Source organism: Neisseria subflava (genome assembly GCF_003044645.1).
GTDB lineage: Bacteria > Pseudomonadota > Gammaproteobacteria > Burkholderiales > Neisseriaceae > Neisseria > Neisseria subflava_B.
This window is the reverse complement of record NZ_POXL01000007.1, coordinates 24,393-48,802: the sequence shown is the minus strand read 5'-3', so window position 1 is coordinate 48,802 and position 24,410 is coordinate 24,393. Positions and strand designations below refer to the sequence as shown.

The window sequence follows — 24,410 nt, the reverse complement described above, 5'->3', positions numbered from 1 at the left end:
CGTCTGAAAACGAAGCGGCGGATTAAATCAAGCCTTTCAGACGGCCTCCATTCTAAAAACGACTAAAACAAAGACTGAATCAACATGGAAAAACTCTGGCTCAAAAGCTACGAACAAGGTGTCAACCCCGAAATCGACATCACGCAATACAGCTCCATCAGCGACGTATTCCGTCAAAGCGTCGAAAAATTCGCGGACAAACCGGCTTTTCAAAACATGGGCAAAACGCTGACTTATGCCGAAGTGGGCAAGTTGGCGACGGATTTTGCGTCTTACCTGCAAAACGTATTGAAACTGCCGCGCGGTGAGCGTGTGGCGATTATGATGCCGAACGTTTTGCAGTATCCGATTGCGCTTTTCGGTATTTTGCAGGCCGGTTTGGTGGCAGTGAATACCAATCCGCTTTATACGCCGCGCGAGTTGGAACATCAGTTGAAAGACAGCGGCGCGACCACGATTGTCGTGTTGGAGAACTTTGCCAATACGCTGGAGCTGGTGTTGCCGCGTACACAAATCAAACATGTGATTGTCGCATCGGTTGGCGAGATGTTCGGCATGATTAAAGGCGCGTTGATGAATTTCGTCATCCGCAAAGTGAAAAAAATGGTGCCGGAATACCGCATTCCCAATACCGTGACTTTTCAGACGGCCTTGAAGCAAGGTGCGGCAAATACGTTCAAGCCCGTCGAATTGACGCGCGATGACACAGCCTTGCTGCAATATACTGGCGGCACGACTGGCGTGGCGAAAGGCGCCGTCCTCAGCCACGGCAACATCTGCGCCAATATGTTGCAGGCAAAAGAATGGATTAGAAACAGCCTGCGCGAAGGCGAAGAAACGGTTATTGCCGCGTTGCCGCTTTATCATATCTTTGCCTTGACGGTGAACCTGATGATTTTTGCGAATACCGGTTCCAAAATCATCCTGATTACCAACCCGCGCGACATGAAGGGGTTTATCGGCGAATTGAAAAAAGAGCCGATCAGCGTGTTCATCGGTGTGAATACCCTGTTTAATGCGATGGTCAACCGTCCGGATTTCGCCGAAGTCGATTTTTCCCGTTTGAAGCTGACTTTGGGCGGCGGTATGGCAACGCAAAAAGCCGTGGCGGAAAAATGGAAAAAAATTACCGGTACGCCGATTGTGGAAGCTTACGGTTTGACCGAAGCCAGCCCGGGCGTATGTTGCAATCCTTTGAATATCGAGGCTTACAGCGGCGGTATCGGTTTGCCGGTTCCTTCGACCGAAGTCGAATTACGCGATGCGGACGGCAAAGAAGTGCCTATCGGACAGCCGGGCGAATTGTGGGTGCGCGGCCCGCAAGTGATGAAAGGCTATTGGAACCGTCCGGAAGAAACCGCCAAAGCAATCGATGCACGCGGCTTTTTGGAGACCGGTGATATTGCCGTGATGGATGAAAAAGGCTGGCTGAAGCTGGTGGACCGCAAAAAAGATTTGATTGTGGTATCCGGTTTCAATGTATATCCGAACGAAATCGAAGAAGTGGTGGCCAGCAACGACAAAGTCTTGGAAGTCGCCTGTATCGGTGTGGCAAGCGAGAAAACCGGCGAAGCGATTAAAGTTTTCGTCGTACGCAAAGACCCGTCTTTGACCAAGGAAGAGCTGATCGATTTCTGCCGCAAAGAATTGACTGCTTATAAAGTGCCGAAAGACATCGAATTCCGCGACGAGTTGCCAAAATCCAACGTCGGCAAAATCCTGCGCCGCGAGCTACGCTGATATACAGAATCAGCATGATAAGGCCGTCTGAAAACGCTGTTTTCAGACGGCCTGAAGCTTTTGCCGTTTGCCAGAATATGCTGCTTCAAGTTAAAATCACACATTCCAACATGGGTATCACATCATGACTAAATTTATTTTCGTAACCGGCGGCGTTGTATCTTCTTTGGGTAAAGGTATCGCCGCCGCTTCTATTGCTACTATTCTCGAGTCGCGTGGCTTGAACGTGACCATGCTTAAGCTTGACCCGTATATCAATGTTGACCCGGGTACCATGAGCCCTTTTCAACACGGCGAAGTATTCGTAACCGATGACGGTGCGGAAACTGACCTCGACCTCGGTCACTACGAGCGTTTCATCAACGCCACCATGACCCGCCGCAACAGCTTCAGTACCGGCCAAGTCTATGAAAACGTGATTGCCAAAGAGCGTCGCGGCGACTATTTGGGCGGTACCGTACAAGTGATTCCGCACATTACCGATGAAATCAAACGCCGCATCCACGAAGGCGCGGCCGGTTATGATGTGGCGATTGTCGAAATCGGCGGTACAGTTGGCGATATCGAATCGTTGCCTTTTTTGGAAGCCATCCGTCAAATGCGCAGCCAGCTCGGACGCAATAATACATTGTTTGCCCACCTGAGCTATGTGCCTTACATCGCCGCTGCCGGCGAAATCAAAACCAAACCGACCCAGCATACCGTTAAAGAAATGTTGAGCATTGGTTTGCAACCGGACATCCTGATCTGCCGTATGGACAGAGAAATGCCTGCGGACGAGCGCCGTAAGATTGCATTGTTCTGTAATGTTGAAGAACGCGCCATTGTGGGCAGCTACGATGTGGACAGCATTTACGAATGCCCTGAAATGCTGCACAACCAAGGCATCGACAGCATCATTACCGAGCAGCTCCAACTGAATGTCAAACAAGCCGATTTGACCGAATGGAAGAAAATCGTTCACGCGATTCAAAATCCGAAACACACCGTCAAAATCGCAATGGTCGGCAAATACGTTGATTTGACCGAGTCCTACAAATCGCTGATCGAAGCCCTGAAACACGCCGGTATTCATACTGAAACTGACGTACAAATTACCTTTGTCGACAGTGAAAGCATCGAGAAGAGCAATGGCGACGTTTCCATGCTCAAAGACATGGACGCGATTTTGGTGCCGGGCGGCTTTGGTTCACGCGGTGTAGAAGGCAAAATTGCCGCTGTACGCTATGCGCGTGAAAACAACGTACCATACTTGGGCATCTGCTTGGGCATGCAAATTGCCCTGATCGAATACGCCCGCGATGTTGCAGGCTTGAAAGGTGCGAACTCTACCGAGTTTGACTTGAAATGCGCCGCGCCTGTCGTTGCCCTGATTGACGAATGGCAAACTGCCGATGGCAGCGTAGAAACCCGTGACGAATCTGCCGATTTGGGCGGCACCATGCGTCTGGGTGCACAAGAAGTCGACCTCAAACCGGGCAGCCTTGCCGCAAAAATCTACGGCAGCGAACATATCCGCGAACGTCATCGCCACCGCTACGAGGTCAACAACAACTATGTGCCTCAGTTGGAAAAAGCCGGTTTGGTCATTGGCGGCGTATCCGCAGGCCGCGAGCGTTTGGTTGAAACCATCGAATTGCCAAATCATCCTTGGTTCTTCGCGTGTCAGTTCCATCCGGAATTTACTTCCAATCCGCGCAAAGGCCATCCTTTGTTCAGCGCGTTTGTAAAAGCCGCGTTGGGTAACAAAAAAGCCTGATTGATGTGATTGAAAAAGCACCCGTTTCCGGGTGCTTTTTTGTTTTCAGACGGCCTTAGAAGTTATTTGTCTTCATTGACTTCGCGGTCGTTTAAAGGTTGTACGGGACGGTTGTTTTCGCCTCCTATGATGTCGCGCATGGCTTTAAACTGTGCCGCATCAGCTTGAACCGGAGTTTTTAAGACAACCCAAGTAACGTTTTCGCTGCAAGGCGGTGTTGTCAGCGAGCCTTTCAGTTGGAAGGACTTGCTATTTTTAGGCAGCAGGGCTTGGATATTCAAGTTTTTCAACGTTACGGATTCGCCTGCTTTCAGTTTTTTAGCTGTGAGTGCGGATAAGGCAGGATTGTTTTTGCCTGGTTTAAATACAGAGCCGATGACTGCCAAAGTACCGTCTTCGGCTTGATGGACGAAATGCGCTTCCATCGGGAAATGTTTGCCTTTGAAAGTATGTTCGCTCGGCGTATGGAAGTGGAATTGTTTGAAGGTATAGGTTTTACCGTTAATCACGATGGTTTGGGCCTTGCCTTGCGGCGTGGCTTGAAGGGTATGGCCGTTATTTTCTACTTTGTAATCGGCGACGTTGTAACGGTATGCCAATTGTTTGCCTTTTACTGCTTTTGTCGTGGAGAAGTCCACTGGAGATTGCTGTTTGCCTGTTTTGCAGACAGCAAAGTCTTCACTTAAATCGCCCCAGTGTGCAGCATCGTTTTCACCTGTGTAAGACCAATGTGCATGATGGGTTTCGGCGGATACCGTTGCAGTAGAGACAGCCATTAGCAAAGATAAAAAGAGATGTTTGTTCAACATAAGGACTCCTATTTATTTATATTAGGTAAAAGGAAAAATTTATACCAAATAAATTATTGATATAAAAAAGTTTCTTTATAAGAAGAAAGTTAATGATAGTGATAATTTGGGAATATTGGGTTGATATATGGCAAACATTTATCAAGCAATCATTTTTGATTAAATGATTACAATAATAGGGATGATTGTCCTTTCCATGACTTTGAATGGGAGAGGCCGTCTGAAATTTTTTTCAGACGGCCTGTTTTATTTGAAAATGTTGTAAAAAGTCTAAACTCTAATGAATAAAAGTGTCTATCAAGATGAAAGTAGTTGTTTGTAGCGTTGGAAAACATTAATATTGCCAAACGTGTTTTCACGAGATTTTAACTTTGTTTTGGAGAGAATAATGAAAAAATCGATTATCGCTTTGGTTATTGCTGGTTTGCCGCTGGCTGCATCTGCAGAAGTGATTCTGTATGGTCAAATCAAAAGCAGCGTGACCGTCGGTCAAGTAAAAATCAAAGGTGATGCAGGTTCTGAAACCAGCTCTACAGCAACCAGCATCAATGACAATACTTCCCGTATCGGTTTCAAAGGCAGCGAGAACTTGGGCGGCGATTTGAAAGCCATTTGGCAAGTTGAACAAAAAACAGCAATCACGGGCGATTCCCAAGGTTTTGCCACTCGTGATTCCTTCATCGGTTTGCAAGGTAAATTCGGTAAGATTCGCGCCGGTAAACTCAGCAATATGCTGAACGAAATAGACACCATCGATCCATGGATGTACAAAACCAATGCCGCAGGCTTGGGCATCTTTACCCGTACCGGCAACCGTAACGCCGCTGTACGCTACGACAGCCCGGATTTCGGCGGATTCAAATTCAACGTGTCTTACGCACCGCGCGACAACCGCAATCCTTCAGACAAATACACGCACACCAAACCGGCTAAAGACCAATACACCGGCGGCGTGAGCTTCTCTAAAAACGGCTTTACCGCCAATGCGGCTTACGGCCACTACAACGGCGCGTACACCGACAAATCAGGCAAAGTCAAAGCGGCGCAAATCGCCAAAGTCGAAACTTATTACGATAAAGACAATCTCTTTGTCGGCGGCGGCGTACACTATGCCAAAGGCCATGAGACAGGCAACGAATATTTAGGCTATTTCACCGATGGTTTTAATGAGTACAAGGGTAGCGACATTACTGTCGATACAGGCAAATCTGAAGCCGTAAAAGTAGTTGATGCAGCGGTAACTGTCGGCTACAAATTTGGCAACGTGACCCCGCGTATTACTTACGCGCACGGCTGGCCTGCCAAGGGCGTGAACAGCGGCGAGAAATTGGTGGATAAATTCGACCAAGTCGTTGTCGGCGGCCAATACACCTTCAGCAAACGCACCGGCGTCAATGCCCAACTGGCGTATCTGAAAGTCGGCAACAAAACCCGTCTGACTGCAACCAACAAAGGCGGCGTTGAACAAAAAGCCGCTTCTGTGGGCCTGTATCACAAATTCTAAGCCGTCTTGAAAGAGAAGGCCGTCTGAAAAAATTCAGACGGCCTTTTTGTTGATTAAAGCAGTTTATTTGTCGTGGTTGGTCAGTGTTGTGCCGTGACGACCGCCGCGTTCTTTCAAACGTTGCACCAAGCCTTCGACCGTTGTCGGCATGCCGTCGATACAGAATGCCTGATACAGGGCGGTGTGCAGGGCATCGTTGCGGCTGAACGCATTGCCGATCAGCTTCCAATCGCCTTTACGCGGCTCGATCCAGCGGTGGTTTACTGTGTCGCCGTAAGCGAATACTTTGTAAGACGAACGCTTGTCGTTGCTGTAAGTAAAGGACGTGCGGGCGCAATAGAGGCCTTCGACGGAGAGGTTGTCGTAGCCTTTGTCGGAGCGCACGTTCAAGACGTAGCGGATGCTGTTGTCAGGCGCAGGCATGATTTGCAGGCTGCTGAGCAGGATTTTGGGCTGCTTGCCGTAGGTTTCGTTGACATAGAGGTCGAACCAATCGCCCGATTGGGTATCGGGCAGGGGCGGCAACTCAGCTTTGTGTTCTTTAAATTCGCGTGCGGCAACTTCTTCAGGGCTTTCCTGATAACGCGTGTTGGTCAGCGTATCCTTTTGGCTGAAACCCAAAGCAAATACTTGAGTCGCGGCAAGGCTGAGAGCGAGAAGGGCAAAACGGCGCATAGACAGCTCCAAAGTGAAAAACGGCTTTATTTTATGGGCTTGCAGGGTGGGGTGCAAGTAAGTGCGGTATAATTGACGTTAATTCTGATTAATATGACGAGTTTTCATACTAAGGACATAGCGGTAAAAATACAGGAAGGTTAATCAATCGCAAAGCAACCTTGCAACAACGATTAAGTCAAGAACAAGATAAATACTAATGGGGAAAATATGAGATTAGACAATGTATTAAGTGAGTTAGCAGAGTTATATTCCAGAGTAACCCCATTTCCTTCAAATAAATTAGAATTTTCATTTGAAGAGCTGGATATTTCATCCTTATCTTTTCAAGGGGAGCTTTTATATTATTATCAGCATGTCCAAATGAAGGGAGATTGTTATTTTAGAAATAGTAATTTCAATTTAATATTGCTGCCTTTACATTCCGAATTTACAACAGTCGAACATTGGGCTTTGCAAGATTATGAAGAATTTATAGATGGGAAATATCAAATTTTTGCTTGTACAGATAGTGATGCCATTATTTTTTGCGATATAACTCATTTAATGTCTCCTGTATATGCAGGAAGACCAGGAGACCCGGATTTTTATCAGTTGAGCAATAGCCTGACGGAATTTTTTATGTTTTACATTGCTTTCACAAAGATGCAACAAGAAAGAGAATTTGAAACATCTACTGAGTATTTTGCGGAAACAGCTATATTGATTGAAAAATATATTTCTGAAAATTCACAAAATACCGCAAAAAAATTTCTTTTACATTAAAAATGTTGAATTCTCTAAAATAGTTAAAAGTTAAATTTATCATTGCGTTAGTTATAGCTGAATAGTTGTGCCGCTGTTGGTAACGCGGCAATAAAACCTAACCCCAATACACCTATGGAGCCTTATGAATATACAAACTCTGGATGTCATCGGTTTGAAATGCCCGTTGCCGATTTTGCGTGCCAAAAAAGCTTTGGCGCAAATGCAGGAAGGAGAAGTGCTGACCGTATTGGCTACCGATGGCGGCGCGCCCGGCGATTTTGAAGCGTTTTGCCGTCAGACCGGACATGTCTTGTTGGAATCGAGCGAGGCCGACGGCGTGTTCAAGCTGGTGTTGAAACACAAATAAAGGCCGTCTGAAATGTCTAAAGCCGTCGCGTTGTCTGCCGCTGTATTGGCCGTCTGCCTGAGTGCATGCGGCAATGAAGGCGTTTCGCCGCAGAACGCTGCCGATTATGCCCAAAATGTAACCGACTTGTTCCGCCAAAGCTGCGTGGCCGCAGACGGCGATGCCGCCCTTGTCGGCGAGTTTGCCAATGCCAATAAACTGGTTTTATTGTCGAAAAAAGATATTGCCGATTTGCCTGCCGGAATGATGGATTTGGAGGCATTAAGCATTTGGAAGAAAACGGAAAACGGCGCGGATTATTATTTGAGCCTGACTGAAGACAGTTGCAGCGTGCGCACGGCTAAAGCCGACGACCATCTGATTTTCAAACAATTTTTGGCTTTGGCAGAAAATCCGCCGCAAGGTTTGAACGCTGAATTGCGTGCCGATAATTTAGCGGAAACCCCGTTGCCTATGCGTCAGATTTCCTACGCATGGCGCGCGTCCGGTAGTCCGAAAGAAACCTTGCTGACCGTTAAAACAACGTCGTCCGAGCATTTTCCGGTACAGGCTGTTTTTTATTTTACCCATCATTCTTACGACAATAAGGCCGCCGTTTTGCCTTAGGCCGGTTGACGATTGAAAAACATCAAATTGCTAGAAACCGTTACCGCCGAATAAAGGCCGTCTGAAACATTATCAAACCAAACCACTCGAAAGTAAGCTATGCAAACCCTGACCATCATCCGCCCCGACGATATGCACTTACACCTGCGCGACGGCGACGCGCTCAAAGCCGTTGCCCCGTACACCGCCCGACAAATGGGCCGCGCGGTTATCATGCCCAACCTGAAGCCGCCCGTCGTCAGCGTTGCCGATGCCCAAGCATACAAAGATCGCATTATGGCCGCCCTACCAGAAGGCAGTACCTTCCAGCCGTTGATGACGCTTTATTTGACCGACAATGCCACTCCCGAACTCGTGCGTGAGGCCAAGGCTGCCGGTATTGTGGCTTTCAAACTCTATCCTGCAGGCGCGACCACCAATTCCGATTCCGGCGTGACCGACTTGTTTAAGCTGATTCCCGTGTTGGAAGAAATGGCGAAACAGGGCATTTTGTTCTTGGTTCACGGCGAAGTCACTGATCCTGAAATTGATATTTTCGACCGCGAGGCAGCCTTTATCGAGCGCGTGATGAAGCCAGTTTTAACACAAGTGCCCAACCTCAAAGTCGTGTTTGAACACATCACTACTGCCGAGGCTGCCCGACTGGTATTGGAAGCCGGCGATAATGTGGCTGCGTCTGTGACGCCGCAACACTTGCTGCTCAACCGCAACGACCTTTTGGTCGGAGGCGTGCGCCCTCATCATTTCTGCTTGCCGGTTCTCAAACGCGAAACCCACCGTCAGGCTTTGGTTGCCGCTGTTACCGGCGATAAGGCGCACAAATTCTTCCTCGGCACGGACTCTGCGCCACATGCCAAAACTGCCAAAGAAAATGCTTGCGGTTGCGCCGGTATGTTCAGCGCGATGACTGCCATTGAGCTTTATGCCGAAGTGTTTGAGAAAGCAGGCGCGTTGGATAAACTGGAAGCCTTTGCTTCTAAAAACGGCCCGCGTTTCTACGGTCTGCCTGAAAATTCCGATACCATCACATTGGTCAAACAAACGCAAACCGTTCCTGCCAGCGTACCTTACGGCGATGGCGAGCTTGTACCGATGAGGGCTGGCAGCGAGATCGAATGGACGGTGCAATATTAAATTTGCCGTCAATGAGACATAAAAAGAAACAACCTGCTTGAAAGGGCAGGTTGTTTTTTTATTGTCGTTCAGACGGCCTGTTATAGGGAAGGGACATACAAGGCCGTCTGAAAACCGGATTATATTGTGTGTTTATTCGGTCAACATGGGTTTCAGTGCTTCCCAAGCCTGTGGCAGTTGGGTAAAGCCGTCTGAAGCCATCAAATGGCCGCCTTCGGGAATATGGGTAACAGGGCTTTTGAGTTTGGCCGCCATGTCCAAAGTCAGTTCGGGCGGAACATGGGTGTCGTTGTCGGAAACCAGGCAGTGTTTGGGCATGTCGATTTTGCGCAGGATGTCGAAATCGGGCGACGCTGCTTTAATGTAGGCATCGAGCGCAGGTAAGGGCGGCAGCGTATCGGCAAAACCTGCGGCAAGCAGCAGGCCGCCGATTTTTTGCGGCTGTTGGCGGCTGAGGAAGTGAAGGAGGGTAATGCAGCCGAGGCTGTGGCCGACTAGGAAGGTATGGGCATCGGGCTTGCCAATGTGCTGGTCAAGGGTAAACTGCCACGCGGTCGTGCTTGGTTTGTCGGGATTGGGCATGGCGAGGGAGATTGCTTGTGCGCCGGTGCTTTTGACTTGGGCGCAAAGCCAGTCAAACCAGTTGCCGTGCGGATTGCCTTCAAAGCCATGTACGATATAAACGCGTCGATTCATGTTTTTCCTCCTTCAGACGGCCTGAGACTTTTGTCTTAATCTCTGCCTGTAAGCGTTCATTATACCATGTTTGTTTATGTTTTATTGTTTGTCGCTTGGTAAGGATGGTCGATTAAGCTTTTGTTGTTAAATGATATTTGCAAGAATAATAAAGCAAACAACACGGCAGGGGCTGATGGCGTTGCCGTGTTGTTCGGGTTTGAAATATATAGGGGCCGTCTGAAAAAACGGTTTAGAAATAGCCTTGTTTTTTGCGCTCTTCCATTGCCGCTTCCGATACGCGGTCGTCCATGCGCGTGGCGCTGCGTTCGGAAATGGTCGCGGCGGCGGTTTCGGCAATGATGTCTTCGGGTGTGGCGGCGGTGCTGGCAACCGGGCAGGTGCAGGAAATATCGCCGACGGTGCGGAAACGGACATCGCGGATTTGGGCAACTTCTCCTTCGCGTTTTGGGGTCAACGGGGTAACGGGAACGAGTAAGCCGTTGCGTTCGACAACTTCGCGTTTGTGGGTGTAATAAATCGGCGGCAGGGCGAGTTTTTCGCGTGCGATGTATTGCCAGATGTCCAATTCCGTCCAGTTGGAAATCGGGAATACGCGCATGTTTTCGCCTTGGAACAGGCGTGTATTGTAGAGCGACCATAATTCAGGACGTTGGTTTTTAGGATCCCATTGGCCGAACTCGTCTCGGAAAGAGAAGATGCGTTCTTTGGCGCGCGCTTTTTCTTCATCACGGCGAGCTCCGCCCATCAACGCATCAAAGCCTTGTTCTTCGATGGTTTCAACCAGCGTAACGGCTTGGGCTGCGTTGCGCGAATCGGTTTCGCGGCGCAAGACGACGCTTCCTTTACGGATGGACTCTTCTACGCTACCGACTACAAGTTGTACGCCGGTGCGTGCGACCGTATCGTCGCGGAACTGAATGACTTCGGGGTAATTGTGGCCGGTATCGACATGCAGGAGTTTGAACGGCAGCTTCAGCGGACGGCCTTCGATTTGGAAGGCTTTGACGGCAAGTGCCAGCAATACGACGGAATCTTTGCCGCCGGAAAACAGCAAGGCCGGGTTTTGGGCATTGGCAATCACTTCGCGGATGATGTAGATAGACTCGGCTTCAAGCCAGTCGAGGTGGTGGTTTTGGATGGACATTTTTTCTCTCTTTGTAACCTTGGCGATAGCCGATACTTTAGTGAGGCCGTCTGAAAAAGGGAAAGAATGGTTTGTTTGTTGCAAAGATGTTTTTGTTATATTGCAAGGCCGTGTTTTTCAGACGACCTTTGCGCTTTAACTTATTTTTAAACCGATTTCTCTGACGAAGCGCCTGTCTTGGCGTACACTTTGGTTTTTTATAAATGAGAATGGTTTATGTATCACGGCGAGAGATTTAATGCGTACAGCCATTTGGCCGGTTTCTTATTGGCAGTGGCGGCCTTGGTGCTGATGCTGGTGAAAGCGGTGGAATCGGCGGACGGCTATCGGATTGCCGGTGCACTGACTTACGGAGTCTGCCTACTACTCCTGTATTTGGGCTCAACCTTATACCACAGTATTCCGCAGCCGAAGGCCAAGGCGATTTTGCAAAAGGTCGATCATTGCATGATTTATCTTTTGATTGCAGGCAGCTATACGCCGTTTACGCTGATTACCCTTCACGGCGGTTGGGGCTGGTCACTTTTCGGCGTGTCGTGGGGGCTGGCTTTGCTGGGCATTGTTCAGGAGCTGACGATCGGGCGCAAAAGCGAGAAGCGGCTGCTGTCGATGGTAATTTATGTGTTGATGGGCTGGTTGATTGTGGTGGCGGTATGGCCGCTGATACAGTCGCTTTCGGCAGGCGGATTATTTTGGCTGGTGTTGGGCGGCGTATTGTATAGCGCGGGGATTTATTGGTTTATCAACGATACGAAAATCCGCCACGGACACGGCATCTGGCACTTGTTTGTCTTGGCAGGCAGTTTGACGCAATTTATCAGCATTTATTTTTATGTGTTGTAGTTTCAGACGGCCTGAAATAAAAAACCTCTCAGTTTGACTGAGAGGTTTTTGTTTGTCGTTAACCTGGGTTTTTGTCGTGGAATTCGTGGAATTCATAGTTGTAGGTCAGCTCTTTGCCGGCTTTGGTTTGCGCCAGATAATCGTCGTAAACCGCACGGATTTCCTTACGCAGCAGGAAGAGGGCGATTAAGTTCGGCAAGACCATAAAGCCGTTGAACATATCGGACATGCTCCAAACCAAATCCACTTTGCCCAATGTACCCAATACGATGGCCACCAAAACCAGTGCGCGGTAGATGCCCAAGTGTTTGCCGCGGAACAGGAAGCGGATATTGGATTCACCGAAGTAGTACCAGCCGATGATGGTGGTAAAGGCGAAGAAGGTCAGACAGACGGCAAGCAGTTGCGAACCGAAACCCGGGAAGGCTTTGTTAAACGCCAGTTGGGTAACCGCAGCGCCGGTTTCGCCGGACAGGTTGGCGTCGGTCAGCAGGATAATCAGCGCGGTTGCCGTGCAGACCATCAGCGTATCGATAAAAATACCGATAAACGCGGCCATACCTTGTTGCACAGGGTGTTTGACGTTGGCGGTCGCGTGAGCGTGCGGAGTAGAACCCATACCGGCCTCATTGGAAAACAGGCCGCGTGCCACACCGAAACGGACTGCCTCGCGCATACCGATACCGGCCGCACCGCCCAATACCGCTTCAGGATTGAAGGCGGCCACAAAGATACTGTGGAACATCGGAATGATGTGGTCGGAGAATTTGAACAAAATAATCACCGCACACAAGATGTAAATCACCGCCATAAACGGCACGACAAATTGCGCGATACCGGCAATGCGGTTGATGCCGCCGATGATGATCAGGCCGGCGAAAACCGCCAAAGCAATGCCGACAGCCATCGGAGGAATATCGAAAGCCAAATTCATGGCCGAGGCGATGGAATTGGATTGGGTTGCGTTGCCGATGAAGCCCAGCGCGATAATCAAGGCGATGGAGAAAAAGCCGGACAGGAAACGCGCCGCACCACGACCGATTTTCGGCGTCAGGCCGTGCGTGATGTAAAACGCAGGGCCGCCGATGTATTTGCCGTGGCTGACCACGCGGTATTTTTGCGCCAAAACGGCTTCTGCAAAAATGGTGGACATGCCCAAAATGGCAGACAACCACATCCAAAAAATGGCACCGGGGCCGCCGGCAGTAATCGCAGTGGCGACACCGGCAACGTTACCGGTACCGATTTGCGCGGAAATCGCTACGGCAAGCGCTTGAAATTGAGACAGGGATTTGCCTTCGTGGTCTTTGTCTTTTTTGCTGAACAAGCCGCCGAAAACGGCTTTAAAACCAGCCCCCAATTTGGTCACTTGCGGCGCGCCCAAGTACAGGGTAAAGAACAGGCCGATACCGATTAAGGCATAAATCAGCAGGTAGTCCCAAAGAACCTGATTGACTGCACCCACCAGAGCAGACAATATTTCTTCCATAATAAAACCTTTAATAAAAACAATAAAAATAAAATGATACGGGTAACTACTCCCACTCATTTTTCATGGTTGGCAACATCGGCGAGCAGGCCGTTTTGCCATTCGATACCGGTTAAGTTGTTAACAATTTTGACCGATTTTGTCATCATACCGTAAACCTTCGTGAATTAAAACGAAAAACTGACAAAGGTTTGCCGTAAATGTGCTTCTTTATTTAAAAAAGGTTTCTTTGTTTTCAGACGGCCTTTTTTTGCAAATGTTCGGGCCGTCTGAATATTTTGGCTAAAGGCAACTTATGATAAAATGCACGCCTTACAAATGAAGCAAATTCCGCCTCAACGCGTGAAAAAACGAAAGGAATCAATATGGCAGGCCATAGTAAGTGGGCAAATATCCAACACAAAAAAGCCCGACAAGATGCCAAACGCGGCAAAATCTTCACCCGTCTGATTAAAGAAATTACCGTTGCTGCCCGCATGGGCGGCGGCGACCCCGGCGCGAACCCGCGCCTGCGCCTGGCTTTGGAAAAAGCTGCTGAAAACAATATGCCTAAAGACAACGTGCAACGTGCCATCGATAAAGGTACGGGCAATCTGGAAGGCGTGGAATACATCGAGTTGCGTTACGAAGGCTACGGCATCGGCGGCGCGGCTTTGATGGTGGACTGTCTGACCGACAACAAAACCCGTACCGTTGCCGATGTGCGCCATGCGTTCACTAAAAACGGCGGTAACTTGGGTACCGACGGCTGCGTAGCGTTCAACTTCGTTCATCAAGGCTATTTGGTGTTTGAACCAGGTGTTGACGAAGATGCGCTGATGGAAGCGGCTTTGGAAGCCGGTGCGGAAGACGTCATCACCAACGACGACGGTTCCATCGAAGTGATTACCGCGCCGAACGACTGGGCAGGCGTGAAAGCGGCATTGGAAGCCGCAGGCTACAAATCTGTTGACGGCGACGTTACCATGCGCGCCCAAAACGAAACCGAGTTAAGCGGCGAAGATGCGGTTAAAATGCAAAAACTGATTGATGCATTGGAAGATTTGGACGACGTACAAGACGTTTACACTTCTGCCGTGTTGAATCTGGACTAAACAGTTTAAAGAACAAAAGGCCGTCTGAAATTTCAGACGGCCTTTTTATATCGAAACCAATCAGATTTTTCTGGTTTTAAACCAAGCCCAAAGCAGCAGCAATACCACGAAGCTGAAATACAAAATACTCCACACCGGTAGGGCGACGTCGAATAGATAGTCCGGCTCGGCGCAGTTGCCAAAGCCGCGGACGATGGGTTCAAACCAATCGAACAAGGGCCAGTCGCGCAGGCGGAAGGTCCAAGGTGCGCCGCAAGAAGGGGCGGTGCCGGGCGGCAGGCTTTGCAGCCAAATTTGATAGGCGGCGACACCGGCGCCGTAAACGGCCGGAGCGGCAATCAACAATGCCGAGAGCGAGCGGGCAAATTTGGAAGATTGAGAACTGAATGCCGTAACAATGGCCAACAGCCCGACAGCCAAAACGCACAAGCGTTGCAGGATGCACAATACGCACGGGTTCATGCCCAAAACGTATTGGGAAATAAATGAGCCGCAGGCGGCAAATATAGAGAGGACGACTAGAAATAAAACAGTCTTGCGGAAAAAGTTCATAACATAAAACCTTTCAGACGGCCTGGACGCAAAACAGCCGCTAAATAATGTTTACTTTAACACAAAAACGCATATGCTTTTTTTGGTTTGACGGTTTTTTGCGTATGTTTGTTGATGTTGCGTAACCATAAATATGGAAATAAAAATGTGTTTCATATCGAAAAGGCCGTCTGAAATGTTCAGACGGCCTTTAGGGGAGAGACGTTTTATTTTTTCCCGTGAGATTTTTTGACATCTGCTTCAGTAATCGTACCGCCGCCATTATTAAAGACGTTCATAATGTAAGTGGCAACGGCGGCAACATCGGCATCATTGATGGCGGTAGAAGGCATGAAGCCGTTGTAGGATCTGCCGTTCACTTTAATCGGACCGTTGATGCCTTTGGTCATGCTTTGCAACAGGACTTGCGGTTTTTTGTTGATATAGTCGGACTGGAACAGTGGCGGGAACATGGCACCACGGCCTTCGCCTTTTTTGCCGTGGCAGGCGGCGCAGTTGGTTTCGTAAATCTTTTGTCCTTTGCTCATCAGCGTGGCATCGGCGGCAAAAGCGGTTGGGATGCTGAGTGCGGTCAGAAGGAGCAGGATAGGGCGGAGTGCAGTCATGATGTGTTCCTTTTTGAGTAGTGTTGTTTTTGATGGCCACACGCTTGGTTTGCGTTTTAATAGCTTGATGATAACGCTAAAGGCCGTCTGAAAGTGGATTTTTCAGACGGCCTTTGGTTTAGGTCAAATCCAGCCTTGCAGATTGGCCCGACTTAATTGTGCAAGTGCGGCAATCCAGTTGGCGGAATCGTTGAGGCAGGGGATGTAACGGTATTCTTTGCCGCCTGCGGCGTGGAATTGTTCGCGTCCCATAATGGCGATTTCTTCCATGGTTTCAAGGCAATCGGCCAGGAAGCCGGGGCAGAATACGTCGAGTTTGGTTGTGCCTTGTTTCGGCAGCTGATCAAACAGGGCTTGCGTGCTGGGCTTGATCCATTGGGATTTGCCAAACTGGCTTTGGAAAGAAACGATGTATTCTTGTTCGGACAAGCCCAATGCCTGCGCCAACAGTTTGGCGGTGTGGTGGCACTCGTCAGGATAAGGGTCGCCGTCGTCGTGATGCTTTTGCGGAATACCGTGGAAACTCAACATCAGTTTTTCACCGCGTCCGTTTTGGGCCCAATAGGCTTCGATGTGCTGCTTCATGGCTTGGATATAAGCGGCATCGTCGTAGTAACGGGAAACGGTGCGGACGCTCATTTGGTTGCGTTGCAGCAATAATTCTTGAAACACTTTGTCCAAAGCCGCGCCAGTAGAAGAGCCGGCATATTGCGGATAGAGCGGGATGACCAGCAATTTGCCCACGCCTTGGGCTTTGAGTTCCGCCAAAACATCGGCAACGCTTGGATTGCCGTAAGTCATGGCATGACGGACGATGACATCGGGCAAATGTTTGGCTAGGGCTTCTGCTTGGCGGTGTGTGTAAACCTCAAGCGGCGAACCTTCTTTAAACCAAACTTTTTCATAGGCATGCGCGCTTTTTTTCGGGCGAAAAGTCAATACCAAGCCGCGCAATATCGGTTGCCATAAAAGTTTAGGCAGTTCGACAACGCGTTGATCGGACAGAAATTCTTTCAAGTAAGGCTTGACTGCGGCAGCCGTCGGCGCGTCAGGCGTGCCGAGGTTGAGCAGCAGGACGGCGGTGCGGTTTTGTGCGGTGTAGGCTAAGGGCGGTTCGGTATGGAAACGGGACATGATTGTGCTTTACTAATGAAGAATATTGAGGCCGTCTGAAAAGCAGTTTGAATCCAAACCTGATTTCAGACGGCCTTTAAAAGGATTAATCCACACCGCGGGCACGGTCTTCATGGAATTGCGCCTGCCAATCGGCAAATTTACCTTGTTCGATGGCTTCGCGCATTTCTGCCATGATGACTTGGTAGAAGTGCAGATTGTGGATGGTGTTGAGCTGTGCGCCCAGGATTTCACCGACTCGGTGCAGATGGTGCAGGTAGGAGCGGCTGAAATTCTGACAGGCGTAGCAGGTGCAGCTTTCATCAATCGGACGCTTGTCGAGTTTGTGTTTGGCGTTTTTGATTTTCAAATCGCCAAAACGGGTAAACAGCCAGCCGTTACGCGCATTGCGGGTAGGCATGACGCAGTCGAACATATCCACGCCGTGTGCCACGCCGTATACCAAATCTTCAGGAGTGCCAACGCCCATCAAATAATGTGGCTTGTGTTCCGGCAGAATAGGGCCGACGGCGCGCAACATACGGTACATTTCGGGCTTAGGTTCGCCAACAGACAAGCCGCCGATGGCCAAGCCGGGGAAGTCGAGCTCTTCCAAACCTTTCAGCGATTCTTCGCGCAAATCTTCATACATCGCGCCTTGGACGATGCCAAACAGTGCATTCGGGTTTTTCAGGTCTTCAAAAGCCTTTTTGCTGCGTTCCGCCCAGCGCAGGCTCATTTGCAGCGATTTTTGCGCTTGGCTGTGCGTTGCTTCGCCAGGGGTGCATTCGTCCAGCTGCATCACGATGTCGGAATTCAATACGGTTTGGATTTTCATCGACACTTCGGGCGAGAGGAACAGTTTGTCGCCGTTGATCGGGCTTTGGAATGTGCAGCCTTCTTCGGTCAGCTTGCGCATGTCGGACAGCGAGAATACTTGGAAACCGCCTGAGTCAGTCAAAATCGGCTTATCCCAGCCGATAAATTCGTGCAGGCCACCGAATTGTTCGATGACTTCCAAACCGGGGCGCAGCCACAGATGGTAAGTGTTGCCTAAGATGATTTGCGCTTTGATGTCATGCAGGTTTTGCGGGTTCATCGCTTTGACCGAACCGTAAGTGCCGACCGGCATAAATACCGGCGTTTCGATTTTGCCGTGGTTCAGTTCCAAAGTGCCGCGTCGGGCATGACCGTCTTTTTTGTGTAAGGTAAATTTGAGCATAGTAATAATAGATTGGACGTTCGCGTGTGTGCGAAATGAAAGGGCAGATTATAAAGGATTTTTCGTTGGTTGACGGCTGGATTTTATCTTTGTCAAAACAATGCTTCAGACGGCCTGAATGACGGAGAGAATAAAAAATGAGGTATAAATCAAACAAAAATATTCAGGCCGTCTGAAAAGTATTTACAGATGCTTGCAAAAGGGAACACGCTTCGTTACAATAAGCGACTTAGATGAAGGCACATAGCTCAGTTGGTTAGAGCACCACCTTGACATGGTGGGGGTCGTTGGTTCGAGTCCAATTGTGCCTACCAAATTTCCATAACGGCTTTATGCCGTTATTTTTTAATGTTTTGGAGCTTTCTGATGTTGAACATTACCTTGCCGGACGGTTCGGTCCGCCAATATGAATCACCCGTTACCGTGGCGCAAATAGCAGCGTCTATCGGTGCAGGTTTGGCAAAGGCAACGGTAGCGGGCAAGGTTAACGGTAAATTGGTGGATGCTTGCGATCCGATTACCGAAGATGCCCACGTTCAAATCATTACGCCTAAAGACAAAGAAGGCGTGGAAATTATCCGCCACTCTTGCGCGCACTTGGTCGGTCATGCGGTCAAACAGCTCTACCCTGATGCTAAAATGGTTATCGGCCCGGTGATTGAAGACGGGTTCTATTACGATATCGCAACTGAAAAACCATTTACGCCTGATGATGTAGCAGCCATCGAAGCGCGCATGAAAGAATTGATTGCACAAGACTATGACGTCATTAAAGTGATGACGCCCCGTGCAGAAACCATCAAAATTTTCCAAAATCGCGGCGAAGAGTACAAATTGCGTCTGATTGAAGACATGCCTGAAGTGGAAGCAATGGGTATGTATCATCATCAAGAATACGTCGATATGTGTCGCGGTCCTCACGTTCCCAATACCCGTTTCTTGAAAAACTTCAAGCTGACCAAACTGGCGGGCGCATACTGGCGCGGCGACAGTAATAATGAAATGTTGCAACGTATTTACGGTACAGCATGGGCAAGTAAAGACGAATTAAAAGCCTATATCCAACGCATCGAGGAAGCGGAAAAACGCGACCACCGTAAGCTGGGTAAACAATTGGATTTGTTCCACCTGCAAGATGAAGCGCCGGGTATGGTGTTCTGGCATCCTAAAGGCTGGGCTTTGTGGCAAGTGATTGAGCAGCATATGCGCAAAGAGCTGAATGTTGCCGGTTATAAAGAGGTTAAAACGCCTCAGATTATGGATAAAACCTTCTGGGAAAAATCCGGTCACTGGGAAAACTATAAAGACAATATGTTCGTGACCAGTTCAGAAAAACGCGAATACGCGGTTAAACCGATGAACTGTCCGGGTCATGTGCAAATTTTCAATAACGGTTTGCGCTCATATCGCGATTTGCCAATGCGTTTGGCTGAGTTCGGTTCTTGCCACCGTAATGAACCAAGCGGTGCATTGCATGGTCTGATGCGTGTTCGCGGTTTTGTGCAAGATGATGCGCATATCTTCTGTACCGAAGATCAAATCGTTGATGAAGCACGTGCATTCAATGAATTGCTGGTTCGTATTTACAAACAATTCGGCTTCCATGATGTTGCTGTGAAGTTGTCACTCCGCCCTGAGCAACGTGCAGGTTCTGACGAAGTCTGGGATAAAGCCGAACAAGGCCTGCGTGATGCATTGACCGCTTGCGGCGTAGAGTGGGAAGAATTGCCTGGCGAAGGTGCATTCTACGGTCCTAAGATTGAATACCATGTTAAAGATGCCTTGGGTCGTTCTTGGCAGTGCGGTACCCTGCAGTTGGACTTTGTATTGCCAGAGCGTTTGAATGCCGAATATGTAACAGAAAACAACGACCGTGCGCGTCCTGTAATGTTGCACCGTGCTATTTTGGGTTCATTGGAGCGCTTCATCGGTATTCTGATTGAAAACCATGCAGGCTCATTCCCATTGTGGCTTGCGCCGGTTCAAATGGTGATTATGAATATCACCGAGAACCAAGCAGATTATTGTCGAGAAGTAGCTGCTAAGTTGCAGGCGGCAGGCTTCCGTGTCGAATTGGATTTGCGTAACGAAAAAATCGGTTACAAAATCCGCGACAACAGCCAATACCGTTTCCCTTATCAAATCGTTGTCGGCGATAAAGAGAAGCAAGAAAACAAAGTTGCGGTACGCCGCAAAGCAGAAGACTTGGGTTCTTTGAATGTAGATGATTTTATTGCACAATTGCAGCAAGAAATCACTGACGCCCTTGTCAATCATTAATTTTTATAGGAGTATTCATCATCGCTCAAGAACGCGAAGCACGAATCAATGGTGAAATTACCGCCAAAGAAGTGCGATTAATCAGTGAGTCAGGCGATCAGCTTGGTGTCGTTTCAGTTCGTGAAGCTCTGGCTATGGCCGAAGAGCAAGATGTCGATTTGGTAGAAATTTCCCCAACTGCCAAGCCGCCCGTTTGCAAACTGATGGATTACGGTAAATACAAATACCAACAAGCCAAGAAGCGCGACGAAGCCAAGAAAAACCAAAAGCAGGTACAAATCAAGGAAATTAAATTCCGTCCGGGTACTGATGAAGGCGACTATCAAATCAAGATGCGCAACATCAACCGTTTCCTTGCCGATGGTGACAAAGTCAAAGTGACATTGCGTTTCCGCGGCCGTGAGATGGCCCACCAACAATTGGGTGCCCAACTGCTTGAACGCGTAAAAGAAGAGTTGGCTGAAGTGGCACAAATCGAGTCCTTCCCTAAAATGGAAGGCCGCCAGATGGTGATGATGATTGCGCCTAAGAAAAAATAAAGCTATAATGCAAGGATTATTTCGATTGCCGCTCGGAATAAGGTTTAATTAGCGGCAAAAACCGTGGTATTTTGGGTTCCAAGTGTTTGAAATTTATTTCAAAACCCCTTATACCTTATCTAATAACGAATGGAGTTTTCCAATGCCTAAAATGAAAACCAAGTCTAGCGCGAAAAAACGCTTTAAAGTACTGGGTAACGGTGGTGTAAAACGCGGTCATGCGTTCAAAAGTCACATCCTGACCAAAAAAACCACTAAAACTAAACGTCAATTGCGCGGCACCGCTATGGTGGATTCACGCGATTTGGCTTCTGTTGCTAAAATGTTGCCCTACGCTTAAGGAGTTTAGAATATGCCACGCGTAAAACGCGGTGTTACCGCTCGTGCTCGTCACCAAAAAGTCTTCGCGTTAGCCAAAGGCTACCGCGGTCGTCGTAAAAACGTTTACCGTGTTGCCAAACAAGCGGTAATGAAAGCCGGTCAATACGCATACCGTGACCGTCGCCAACGCAAACGTCAATTCCGTCAACTGTGGATCGTTCGTATCAACGCAGGTGCCCGTGAAAATGGTCTGTCTTACAGCAAATTCATGAACGGCCTGAAACGCGCTGCTATCGAAATCGACCGCAAAGTATTGGCTGATTTGGCTGTATTCGACAAAGCTGCATTTGCACAATTGGTTGAAAAAGCTAAAGCTGCTTTGGCTGCTTAATTCGATAAGATTATTTAAAAAGGAAGCTTATGCTTCCTTTTTTCTTTTCTTAAAGAAATCCTATGTAGTTGATTTTCTTTCTTTAAACTCTATTTTTTTATACTGATTTGCGATAAAATAGGCCCCTCTTATCAAACGGATTGGCCGCAGTAAGACAAAAGGCCGTCTGAACGGGTTTGCAATCAAATCCAACAGACGGCTTTGTTGTTTCAGGCGGCCTGCCATCAACAAACAGACGATAAACCACTATGGAAAATGTAAACCGTATCGTTGCAGAAGGTATTGCCGCTATTGAAGCCGCGCAAGACTTCAATGCCTTAGAACAAATTAAAGCACGCTATCTTGGTAAAACCGGCGAATTGACCGGACTTTTGAAAACTTTGGGTCAAATGTCTCCTGAAGAGCGTAAAACCATAGGCGCGCACATCAACGAATGCAAAAATCAGTTTCAGACGGCCTTTAATGCCAAACGCGATGCCCTGAATGAAGCCAAGCTACAAGCTCAATTGGCTGCAGAAGCCTTGGATATTACTTTGCCGGGCCGTGCACAAGAACATGGCGGTTTGCATCCGGTTACTTTGACTTTGCAACGTGTGGTCGAGCTGTTTCACGGTATGGGTTTTGAAGTGGCGGACGGCCCTGAAATCGAAGACGATTTCCACAATTTCCAAGCCTTGAATATTCCTGCAAATCACCCAGCGCGTGCGATGCAAGATACTTTCTACGTTGAAAACGGCGACGTTTTGCGCACACACACTTCGCCTATTCAAATCCGCTATATGCTCGACAAAAAAGAGCCGCCTATCCGCATTATTGCCCCTGGCCGCGTTTACCGTGTGGACAGTGATGCCACTCACTCGCCTATGTTCCATCAGGCCGAAGGTTTGTGGGTAGAAGAGGGCGTAACTTTTGCCGATTTGAAAGCAGTGTTCACTGATTTTATCCGTCGCTTCTTTGAACGCGATGACCTGCAAGTACGTTTCCGTCCGTCTTTCTTCCCGTTCACCGAGCCTTCTGCCGAAATCGACATCATGGGCGAAAACGGCAAATGGTTGGAAGTCGGCGGCTGTGGCATGGTACATCCTAACGTGTTGAAAAACGTCAATATCGACCCTGAAAAATATACCGGTTTCGCTTTCGGTATCGGTCTCGACCGCTTTGCCATGTTGCGCTACAACGTCAATGACCTGCGCTTGTTCTTCGATAATGATTTGAACTTTTTGAAGCAGTTTAAGTAATTTTCAGACGCCCCAAAAAATGGATAAATTAACCCCAGAGCAGCGTAAAAAATGTATGCGTGCCAACAAAAGCAAAGGGACGAAACCTGAGCTTGCATTGGCAAAGGCGATGTGGGCTTTGGGGCTCAGGTATCGGAAAAATAGCGGAAGCATTTTTGGAAAACCTGATTTTTCGTTTAAAAAATACAAAGTTGCCGTGTTTGTCGATGGCGAGTTTTGGCACGGCAAGGATTGGGAACAGAGAAAAGCGGAAATAAAGGGCAACCGCGAATTTTGGATTGCCAAGATAGAACGCAACATCCGACGGGATATGGAAGTAACAGGCCGTCTGAAAGCCGAGGGCTGGACGGTTTTACGTTTTTGGAGTAACGATGTCGTTAAAGATACAACCAGCTGTGCAGAAAAAGTCAAAGAAATCATCCGAGCAAGAAGAATTGATTTACAAAAACGAAATTAAGGGTGGTAATCAAGGCGAATACTTGGAAGAAAAAGCAGCTCAATACTGCCTTTTTGAAAACAGTGGTACTTTTCAGACGGCCTTGAAGCCCAAATTTACCTTTATCGATTTGTTTGCAGGTATTGGCGGCTTCCGCATAGCGATGCAGAACTTGGGTGGGAAATGCGTGTTCTCGAGCGAGTGGGACGAGAAAGCCAAACAGACGTATGAAGCCAATTTCGGAGAAGTACCGTTTGGCGATATTACTTCGGAAGAAACCAAACAATACATTCCGAAGCAATTTGATGTGCTGTGTGCAGGTTTCCCCTGTCAAGCCTTTTCGATTGCCGGCCGGCGCGGGGGGTTTGAAGATACGCGCGGTACATTATTTTTTGATGTGGCGGAGATTATCCGCAGGCACCGTCCTAAGGCATTCTTTTTGGAAAACGTAAAAGGATTGACTAATCATGATCGAGGCAGGACGTTGCAGACGATATTGAATACGTTGAGAGAAGATTTAGGATATTTTGTACCAGAGCCGAAAATTGTCAATGCAAAGGATTTCGGGGTGCCGCAAAACCGTGAGAGGATTTTTATTGTGGGCTTTCGGGAAGATACTAATATCAAAGATTTCGAATATCCTGAACCGACAAGAATTCAGGTGGCTTTTAAGGATATACGGGAAAAAGATACTGTACCGACTAAATATTATTTGTCCACCCAATACATTGATACTTTAAGAAAACACAAACAAAGGCATGAAGAAAAGGGTAATGGGTTTGGATATGAGATTATTCCCGATGACGGGATTGCCAATGCGATTGTCGTCGGAGGTATGGGAAGGGAGCGGAATTTGGTAATCGACAAGCGTATTACCGATTTTACTCCGACCACCAATATTAAAGGCGAGGTAAACCGCGAAGGAATCAGAAAAATGACTCCGCGCGAATGGGCAAGGCTGCAAGGGTTTCCTGAAGAATTTAAAATCCCGGTTGCAGATGCTTCCGCATATAAACAATTCGGCAATTCGGTTGCTGTGCCAGCAATTCAGGCAGTGGCTGAGAGAGTTTTAGACAAGCTATTATCAGATAAGGGATAAAATT

25 protein-coding genes and 1 tRNA gene are annotated in these 24,410 nt (G+C 48.4%); 17 read left to right on the top strand and 9 right to left on the bottom strand.

From position 1 onward, the window contains the following. Nucleotides 1–84 precede the first annotated feature (84 nt). Nucleotides 85–1,740 (top strand): AMP-binding protein, encoded by a 1,656-nt coding sequence (locus DBY97_RS08595; RefSeq protein WP_107858077.1) that lies wholly within the window; start codon nt 85–87, stop codon nt 1,738–1,740. Between the two features lie 124 nt (nt 1,741–1,864). Continuing rightward, on the top strand, nt 1,865–3,499 hold the full coding sequence (locus DBY97_RS08590) for a CTP synthase (RefSeq protein WP_049348005.1): 1,635 nt from the start codon (nt 1,865–1,867) through the stop codon (nt 3,497–3,499). Nucleotides 3,500–3,561: 62 nt separating this feature from the next. On the opposite strand, the gene DBY97_RS08585 is transcribed toward DBY97_RS08590, so the two are convergent. After that, nucleotides 3,562–4,308: a carbonic anhydrase gene (locus DBY97_RS08585; RefSeq protein ID WP_107858076.1), complete on the bottom strand. Its 747-nt coding sequence runs from the start codon at nt 4,306–4,308 to the stop codon at nt 3,562–3,564. Nucleotides 4,309–4,696: 388 nt separating this feature from the next. Here DBY97_RS08585 and DBY97_RS08580 point away from each other — a divergent pair, with 388 nt between their 5' ends. Beyond that, a complete protein-coding gene (locus tag DBY97_RS08580) occupies nt 4,697–5,812 on the top strand; it encodes a porin (RefSeq protein ID WP_107858075.1) in 1,116 nt (371 codons plus the stop codon). 63 nt (nt 5,813–5,875) lie between these two features. Here the strand turns inward: DBY97_RS08580 and DBY97_RS08575 are convergent, their stop codons facing one another. Then, nucleotides 5,876–6,487, bottom strand: a complete 612-nt coding sequence (locus DBY97_RS08575) for a CNP1-like family protein (RefSeq protein WP_039864296.1) — start codon at nt 6,485–6,487, stop codon at nt 5,876–5,878. 210 nt (nt 6,488–6,697) lie between these two features. Here DBY97_RS08575 and DBY97_RS08570 point away from each other — a divergent pair, with 210 nt between their 5' ends. The 4 genes from DBY97_RS08570 (at nt 6,698) to pyrC (ending at nt 9,341) form a co-directional block, all read left to right on the top strand. Continuing rightward, entirely contained in the window at nt 6,698–7,252 is a 555-nt protein-coding gene (locus DBY97_RS08570) for a hypothetical protein (protein ID WP_107858074.1), read from the top strand. Nucleotides 7,253–7,376: 124 nt separating this feature from the next. Next, nucleotides 7,377–7,601, top strand: coding sequence for a sulfurtransferase TusA family protein (locus DBY97_RS08565; RefSeq protein ID WP_107858073.1), 225 nt, complete (start codon nt 7,377–7,379; stop codon nt 7,599–7,601). Between the two features lie 12 nt (nt 7,602–7,613). After that, complete coding sequence (locus tag DBY97_RS08560; protein WP_107858072.1) at nt 7,614–8,207, top strand: NMCC_0638 family (lipo)protein; 594 nt, start codon at nt 7,614–7,616, stop codon at nt 8,205–8,207. A gap of 99 nt (nt 8,208–8,306) precedes the next feature. Further along, nucleotides 8,307–9,341, top strand: a complete 1,035-nt coding sequence (gene pyrC / locus DBY97_RS08555) for a dihydroorotase (RefSeq protein WP_107858071.1) — start codon at nt 8,307–8,309, stop codon at nt 9,339–9,341. A gap of 132 nt (nt 9,342–9,473) precedes the next feature. On the opposite strand, the gene DBY97_RS08550 is transcribed toward pyrC, so the two are convergent. Together DBY97_RS08550 and cysD are read right to left on the bottom strand one after the other, a co-directional pair. Further along, the gene (locus tag DBY97_RS08550; RefSeq protein WP_003681918.1) at nt 9,474–10,037 is read right to left on the bottom strand and encodes an RBBP9/YdeN family alpha/beta hydrolase; all 564 of its coding nucleotides are present in this window, start codon (nt 10,035–10,037) and stop codon (nt 9,474–9,476) included. Between the two features lie 232 nt (nt 10,038–10,269). Beyond that, nucleotides 10,270–11,211 carry a sulfate adenylyltransferase subunit CysD gene (cysD, locus tag DBY97_RS08545; RefSeq protein ID WP_283120760.1) on the bottom strand — a complete coding sequence of 314 codons (942 nt, stop codon included), beginning with the start codon at nt 11,209–11,211 and terminating at the stop codon, nt 10,270–10,272. 189 nt (nt 11,212–11,400) lie between these two features. On the opposite strand from cysD, the gene trhA reads away from it, so the two are divergent. Beyond that, nucleotides 11,401–12,027, top strand: a complete 627-nt coding sequence (gene trhA, locus DBY97_RS08540; RefSeq protein WP_070625855.1) for a PAQR family membrane homeostasis protein TrhA — start codon at nt 11,401–11,403, stop codon at nt 12,025–12,027. Between the two features lie 58 nt (nt 12,028–12,085). On the opposite strand, the gene DBY97_RS08535 is transcribed toward trhA, so the two are convergent. Next, entirely contained in the window at nt 12,086–13,516 is a 1,431-nt protein-coding gene (locus DBY97_RS08535) for an alanine/glycine:cation symporter family protein (RefSeq protein ID WP_107697005.1), read from the bottom strand. 365 nt (nt 13,517–13,881) lie between these two features. Here DBY97_RS08535 and DBY97_RS08525 point away from each other — a divergent pair, with 365 nt between their 5' ends. Then, the gene (locus DBY97_RS08525; protein ID WP_003745951.1) at nt 13,882–14,610 is read left to right on the top strand and encodes a YebC/PmpR family DNA-binding transcriptional regulator; all 729 of its coding nucleotides are present in this window, start codon (nt 13,882–13,884) and stop codon (nt 14,608–14,610) included. Nucleotides 14,611–14,670: 60 nt separating this feature from the next. Here DBY97_RS08525 and DBY97_RS08520 read toward each other — a convergent pair whose 3' ends face one another. The 4 genes from DBY97_RS08520 to tgt form a co-directional block, all read right to left on the bottom strand. Next, nucleotides 14,671–15,162 (bottom strand): disulfide bond formation protein B, encoded by a 492-nt coding sequence (locus DBY97_RS08520; protein WP_107858069.1) that lies wholly within the window; start codon nt 15,160–15,162, stop codon nt 14,671–14,673. A 206-nt stretch (nt 15,163–15,368) separates the two neighbouring features. Beyond that, the gene (locus DBY97_RS08515; RefSeq protein ID WP_107858068.1) at nt 15,369–15,767 is read right to left on the bottom strand and encodes a c-type cytochrome; all 399 of its coding nucleotides are present in this window, start codon (nt 15,765–15,767) and stop codon (nt 15,369–15,371) included. 123 nt (nt 15,768–15,890) lie between these two features. Beyond that, nucleotides 15,891–16,901 carry a ferrochelatase gene (hemH, locus tag DBY97_RS08510; RefSeq protein ID WP_107858067.1) on the bottom strand — a complete coding sequence of 337 codons (1,011 nt, stop codon included), beginning with the start codon at nt 16,899–16,901 and terminating at the stop codon, nt 15,891–15,893. Between the two features lie 85 nt (nt 16,902–16,986). Beyond that, nucleotides 16,987–18,102: a tRNA guanosine(34) transglycosylase Tgt gene (gene tgt, locus DBY97_RS08505; protein WP_107858066.1), complete on the bottom strand. Its 1,116-nt coding sequence runs from the start codon at nt 18,100–18,102 to the stop codon at nt 16,987–16,989. Nucleotides 18,103–18,339: 237 nt separating this feature from the next. Between tgt and DBY97_RS08500 the strand changes: the two genes are divergently transcribed. The 8 genes from DBY97_RS08500 to DBY97_RS08465 all read left to right on the top strand — a co-directional run bounded on the left by DBY97_RS08500 (nt 18,340) and on the right by DBY97_RS08465 (nt 24,406). Beyond that, nucleotides 18,340–18,416, top strand: a tRNA-Val gene (locus DBY97_RS08500). Nucleotides 18,417–18,468: 52 nt separating this feature from the next. Next, a complete protein-coding gene (thrS, locus tag DBY97_RS08495) occupies nt 18,469–20,382 on the top strand; it encodes a threonine--tRNA ligase (RefSeq protein ID WP_107858138.1) in 1,914 nt (637 codons plus the stop codon). A 17-nt stretch (nt 20,383–20,399) separates the two neighbouring features. Beyond that, entirely contained in the window at nt 20,400–20,921 is a 522-nt protein-coding gene (gene infC / locus DBY97_RS08490) for a translation initiation factor IF-3 (RefSeq protein ID WP_079453677.1), read from the top strand. A 142-nt stretch (nt 20,922–21,063) separates the two neighbouring features. Then, complete coding sequence (rpmI, locus tag DBY97_RS08485) at nt 21,064–21,261, top strand: 50S ribosomal protein L35 (RefSeq protein WP_003675505.1); 198 nt, start codon at nt 21,064–21,066, stop codon at nt 21,259–21,261. 12 nt (nt 21,262–21,273) lie between these two features. Next, nucleotides 21,274–21,633 carry a 50S ribosomal protein L20 gene (gene rplT, locus DBY97_RS08480; RefSeq protein WP_003675502.1) on the top strand — a complete coding sequence of 120 codons (360 nt, stop codon included), beginning with the start codon at nt 21,274–21,276 and terminating at the stop codon, nt 21,631–21,633. Nucleotides 21,634–21,881: 248 nt separating this feature from the next. After that, nucleotides 21,882–22,871, top strand: a complete 990-nt coding sequence (gene pheS / locus DBY97_RS08475; RefSeq protein WP_003683075.1) for a phenylalanine--tRNA ligase subunit alpha — start codon at nt 21,882–21,884, stop codon at nt 22,869–22,871. 19 nt (nt 22,872–22,890) lie between these two features. Then, on the top strand, nt 22,891–23,328 hold the full coding sequence (locus tag DBY97_RS08470) for a very short patch repair endonuclease (RefSeq protein WP_107723513.1): 438 nt from the start codon (nt 22,891–22,893) through the stop codon (nt 23,326–23,328). Next, nucleotides 23,306–24,406: a DNA cytosine methyltransferase gene (locus DBY97_RS08465; RefSeq protein WP_107723512.1), complete on the top strand. Its 1,101-nt coding sequence runs from the start codon at nt 23,306–23,308 to the stop codon at nt 24,404–24,406. The genes DBY97_RS08470 and DBY97_RS08465 overlap by 23 nt, the downstream gene beginning before the upstream one ends. Nucleotides 24,407–24,410: the final 4 nt, after the last annotated feature.

What these genes read in the sequence shown, in the direction of transcription:
- DBY97_RS08595 (WP_107858077.1), top strand. Translation starts at nt 85, where the DNA reads ATGGAAAAACTCTGGCTCAAAAGCTACGAACAAGGTGTCAACCCCGAA.
- DBY97_RS08590 (WP_049348005.1), top strand. Translation starts at nt 1,865, where the DNA reads ATGACTAAATTTATTTTCGTAACCGGCGGCGTTGTATCTTCTTTGGGT.
- DBY97_RS08585 (WP_107858076.1), bottom strand. Translation starts at nt 4,308, where the DNA reads ATGTTGAACAAACATCTCTTTTTATCTTTGCTAATGGCTGTCTCTACT.
- DBY97_RS08580 (WP_107858075.1), top strand. Translation starts at nt 4,697, where the DNA reads ATGAAAAAATCGATTATCGCTTTGGTTATTGCTGGTTTGCCGCTGGCT.
- DBY97_RS08575 (WP_039864296.1), bottom strand. Translation starts at nt 6,487, where the DNA reads ATGCGCCGTTTTGCCCTTCTCGCTCTCAGCCTTGCCGCGACTCAAGTA.
- DBY97_RS08570 (WP_107858074.1), top strand. Translation starts at nt 6,698, where the DNA reads ATGAGATTAGACAATGTATTAAGTGAGTTAGCAGAGTTATATTCCAGA.
- DBY97_RS08565 (WP_107858073.1), top strand. Translation starts at nt 7,377, where the DNA reads ATGAATATACAAACTCTGGATGTCATCGGTTTGAAATGCCCGTTGCCG.
- DBY97_RS08560 (WP_107858072.1), top strand. Translation starts at nt 7,614, where the DNA reads ATGTCTAAAGCCGTCGCGTTGTCTGCCGCTGTATTGGCCGTCTGCCTG.
- pyrC (WP_107858071.1), top strand. Translation starts at nt 8,307, where the DNA reads ATGCAAACCCTGACCATCATCCGCCCCGACGATATGCACTTACACCTG.
- DBY97_RS08550 (WP_003681918.1), bottom strand. Translation starts at nt 10,037, where the DNA reads ATGAATCGACGCGTTTATATCGTACATGGCTTTGAAGGCAATCCGCAC.
- trhA (WP_070625855.1), top strand. Translation starts at nt 11,401, where the DNA reads ATGTATCACGGCGAGAGATTTAATGCGTACAGCCATTTGGCCGGTTTC.
- DBY97_RS08535 (WP_107697005.1), bottom strand. Translation starts at nt 13,516, where the DNA reads ATGGAAGAAATATTGTCTGCTCTGGTGGGTGCAGTCAATCAGGTTCTT.
- DBY97_RS08525 (WP_003745951.1), top strand. Translation starts at nt 13,882, where the DNA reads ATGGCAGGCCATAGTAAGTGGGCAAATATCCAACACAAAAAAGCCCGA.
- DBY97_RS08520 (WP_107858069.1), bottom strand. Translation starts at nt 15,162, where the DNA reads ATGAACTTTTTCCGCAAGACTGTTTTATTTCTAGTCGTCCTCTCTATA.
- DBY97_RS08515 (WP_107858068.1), bottom strand. Translation starts at nt 15,767, where the DNA reads ATGACTGCACTCCGCCCTATCCTGCTCCTTCTGACCGCACTCAGCATC.
- hemH (WP_107858067.1), bottom strand. Translation starts at nt 16,901, where the DNA reads ATGTCCCGTTTCCATACCGAACCGCCCTTAGCCTACACCGCACAAAAC.
- tgt (WP_107858066.1), bottom strand. Translation starts at nt 18,102, where the DNA reads ATGCTCAAATTTACCTTACACAAAAAAGACGGTCATGCCCGACGCGGC.
- thrS (WP_107858138.1), top strand. Translation starts at nt 18,469, where the DNA reads ATGTTGAACATTACCTTGCCGGACGGTTCGGTCCGCCAATATGAATCA.
- rpmI (WP_003675505.1), top strand. Translation starts at nt 21,064, where the DNA reads ATGCCTAAAATGAAAACCAAGTCTAGCGCGAAAAAACGCTTTAAAGTA.
- rplT (WP_003675502.1), top strand. Translation starts at nt 21,274, where the DNA reads ATGCCACGCGTAAAACGCGGTGTTACCGCTCGTGCTCGTCACCAAAAA.
- pheS (WP_003683075.1), top strand. Translation starts at nt 21,882, where the DNA reads ATGGAAAATGTAAACCGTATCGTTGCAGAAGGTATTGCCGCTATTGAA.
- DBY97_RS08470 (WP_107723513.1), top strand. Translation starts at nt 22,891, where the DNA reads ATGGATAAATTAACCCCAGAGCAGCGTAAAAAATGTATGCGTGCCAAC.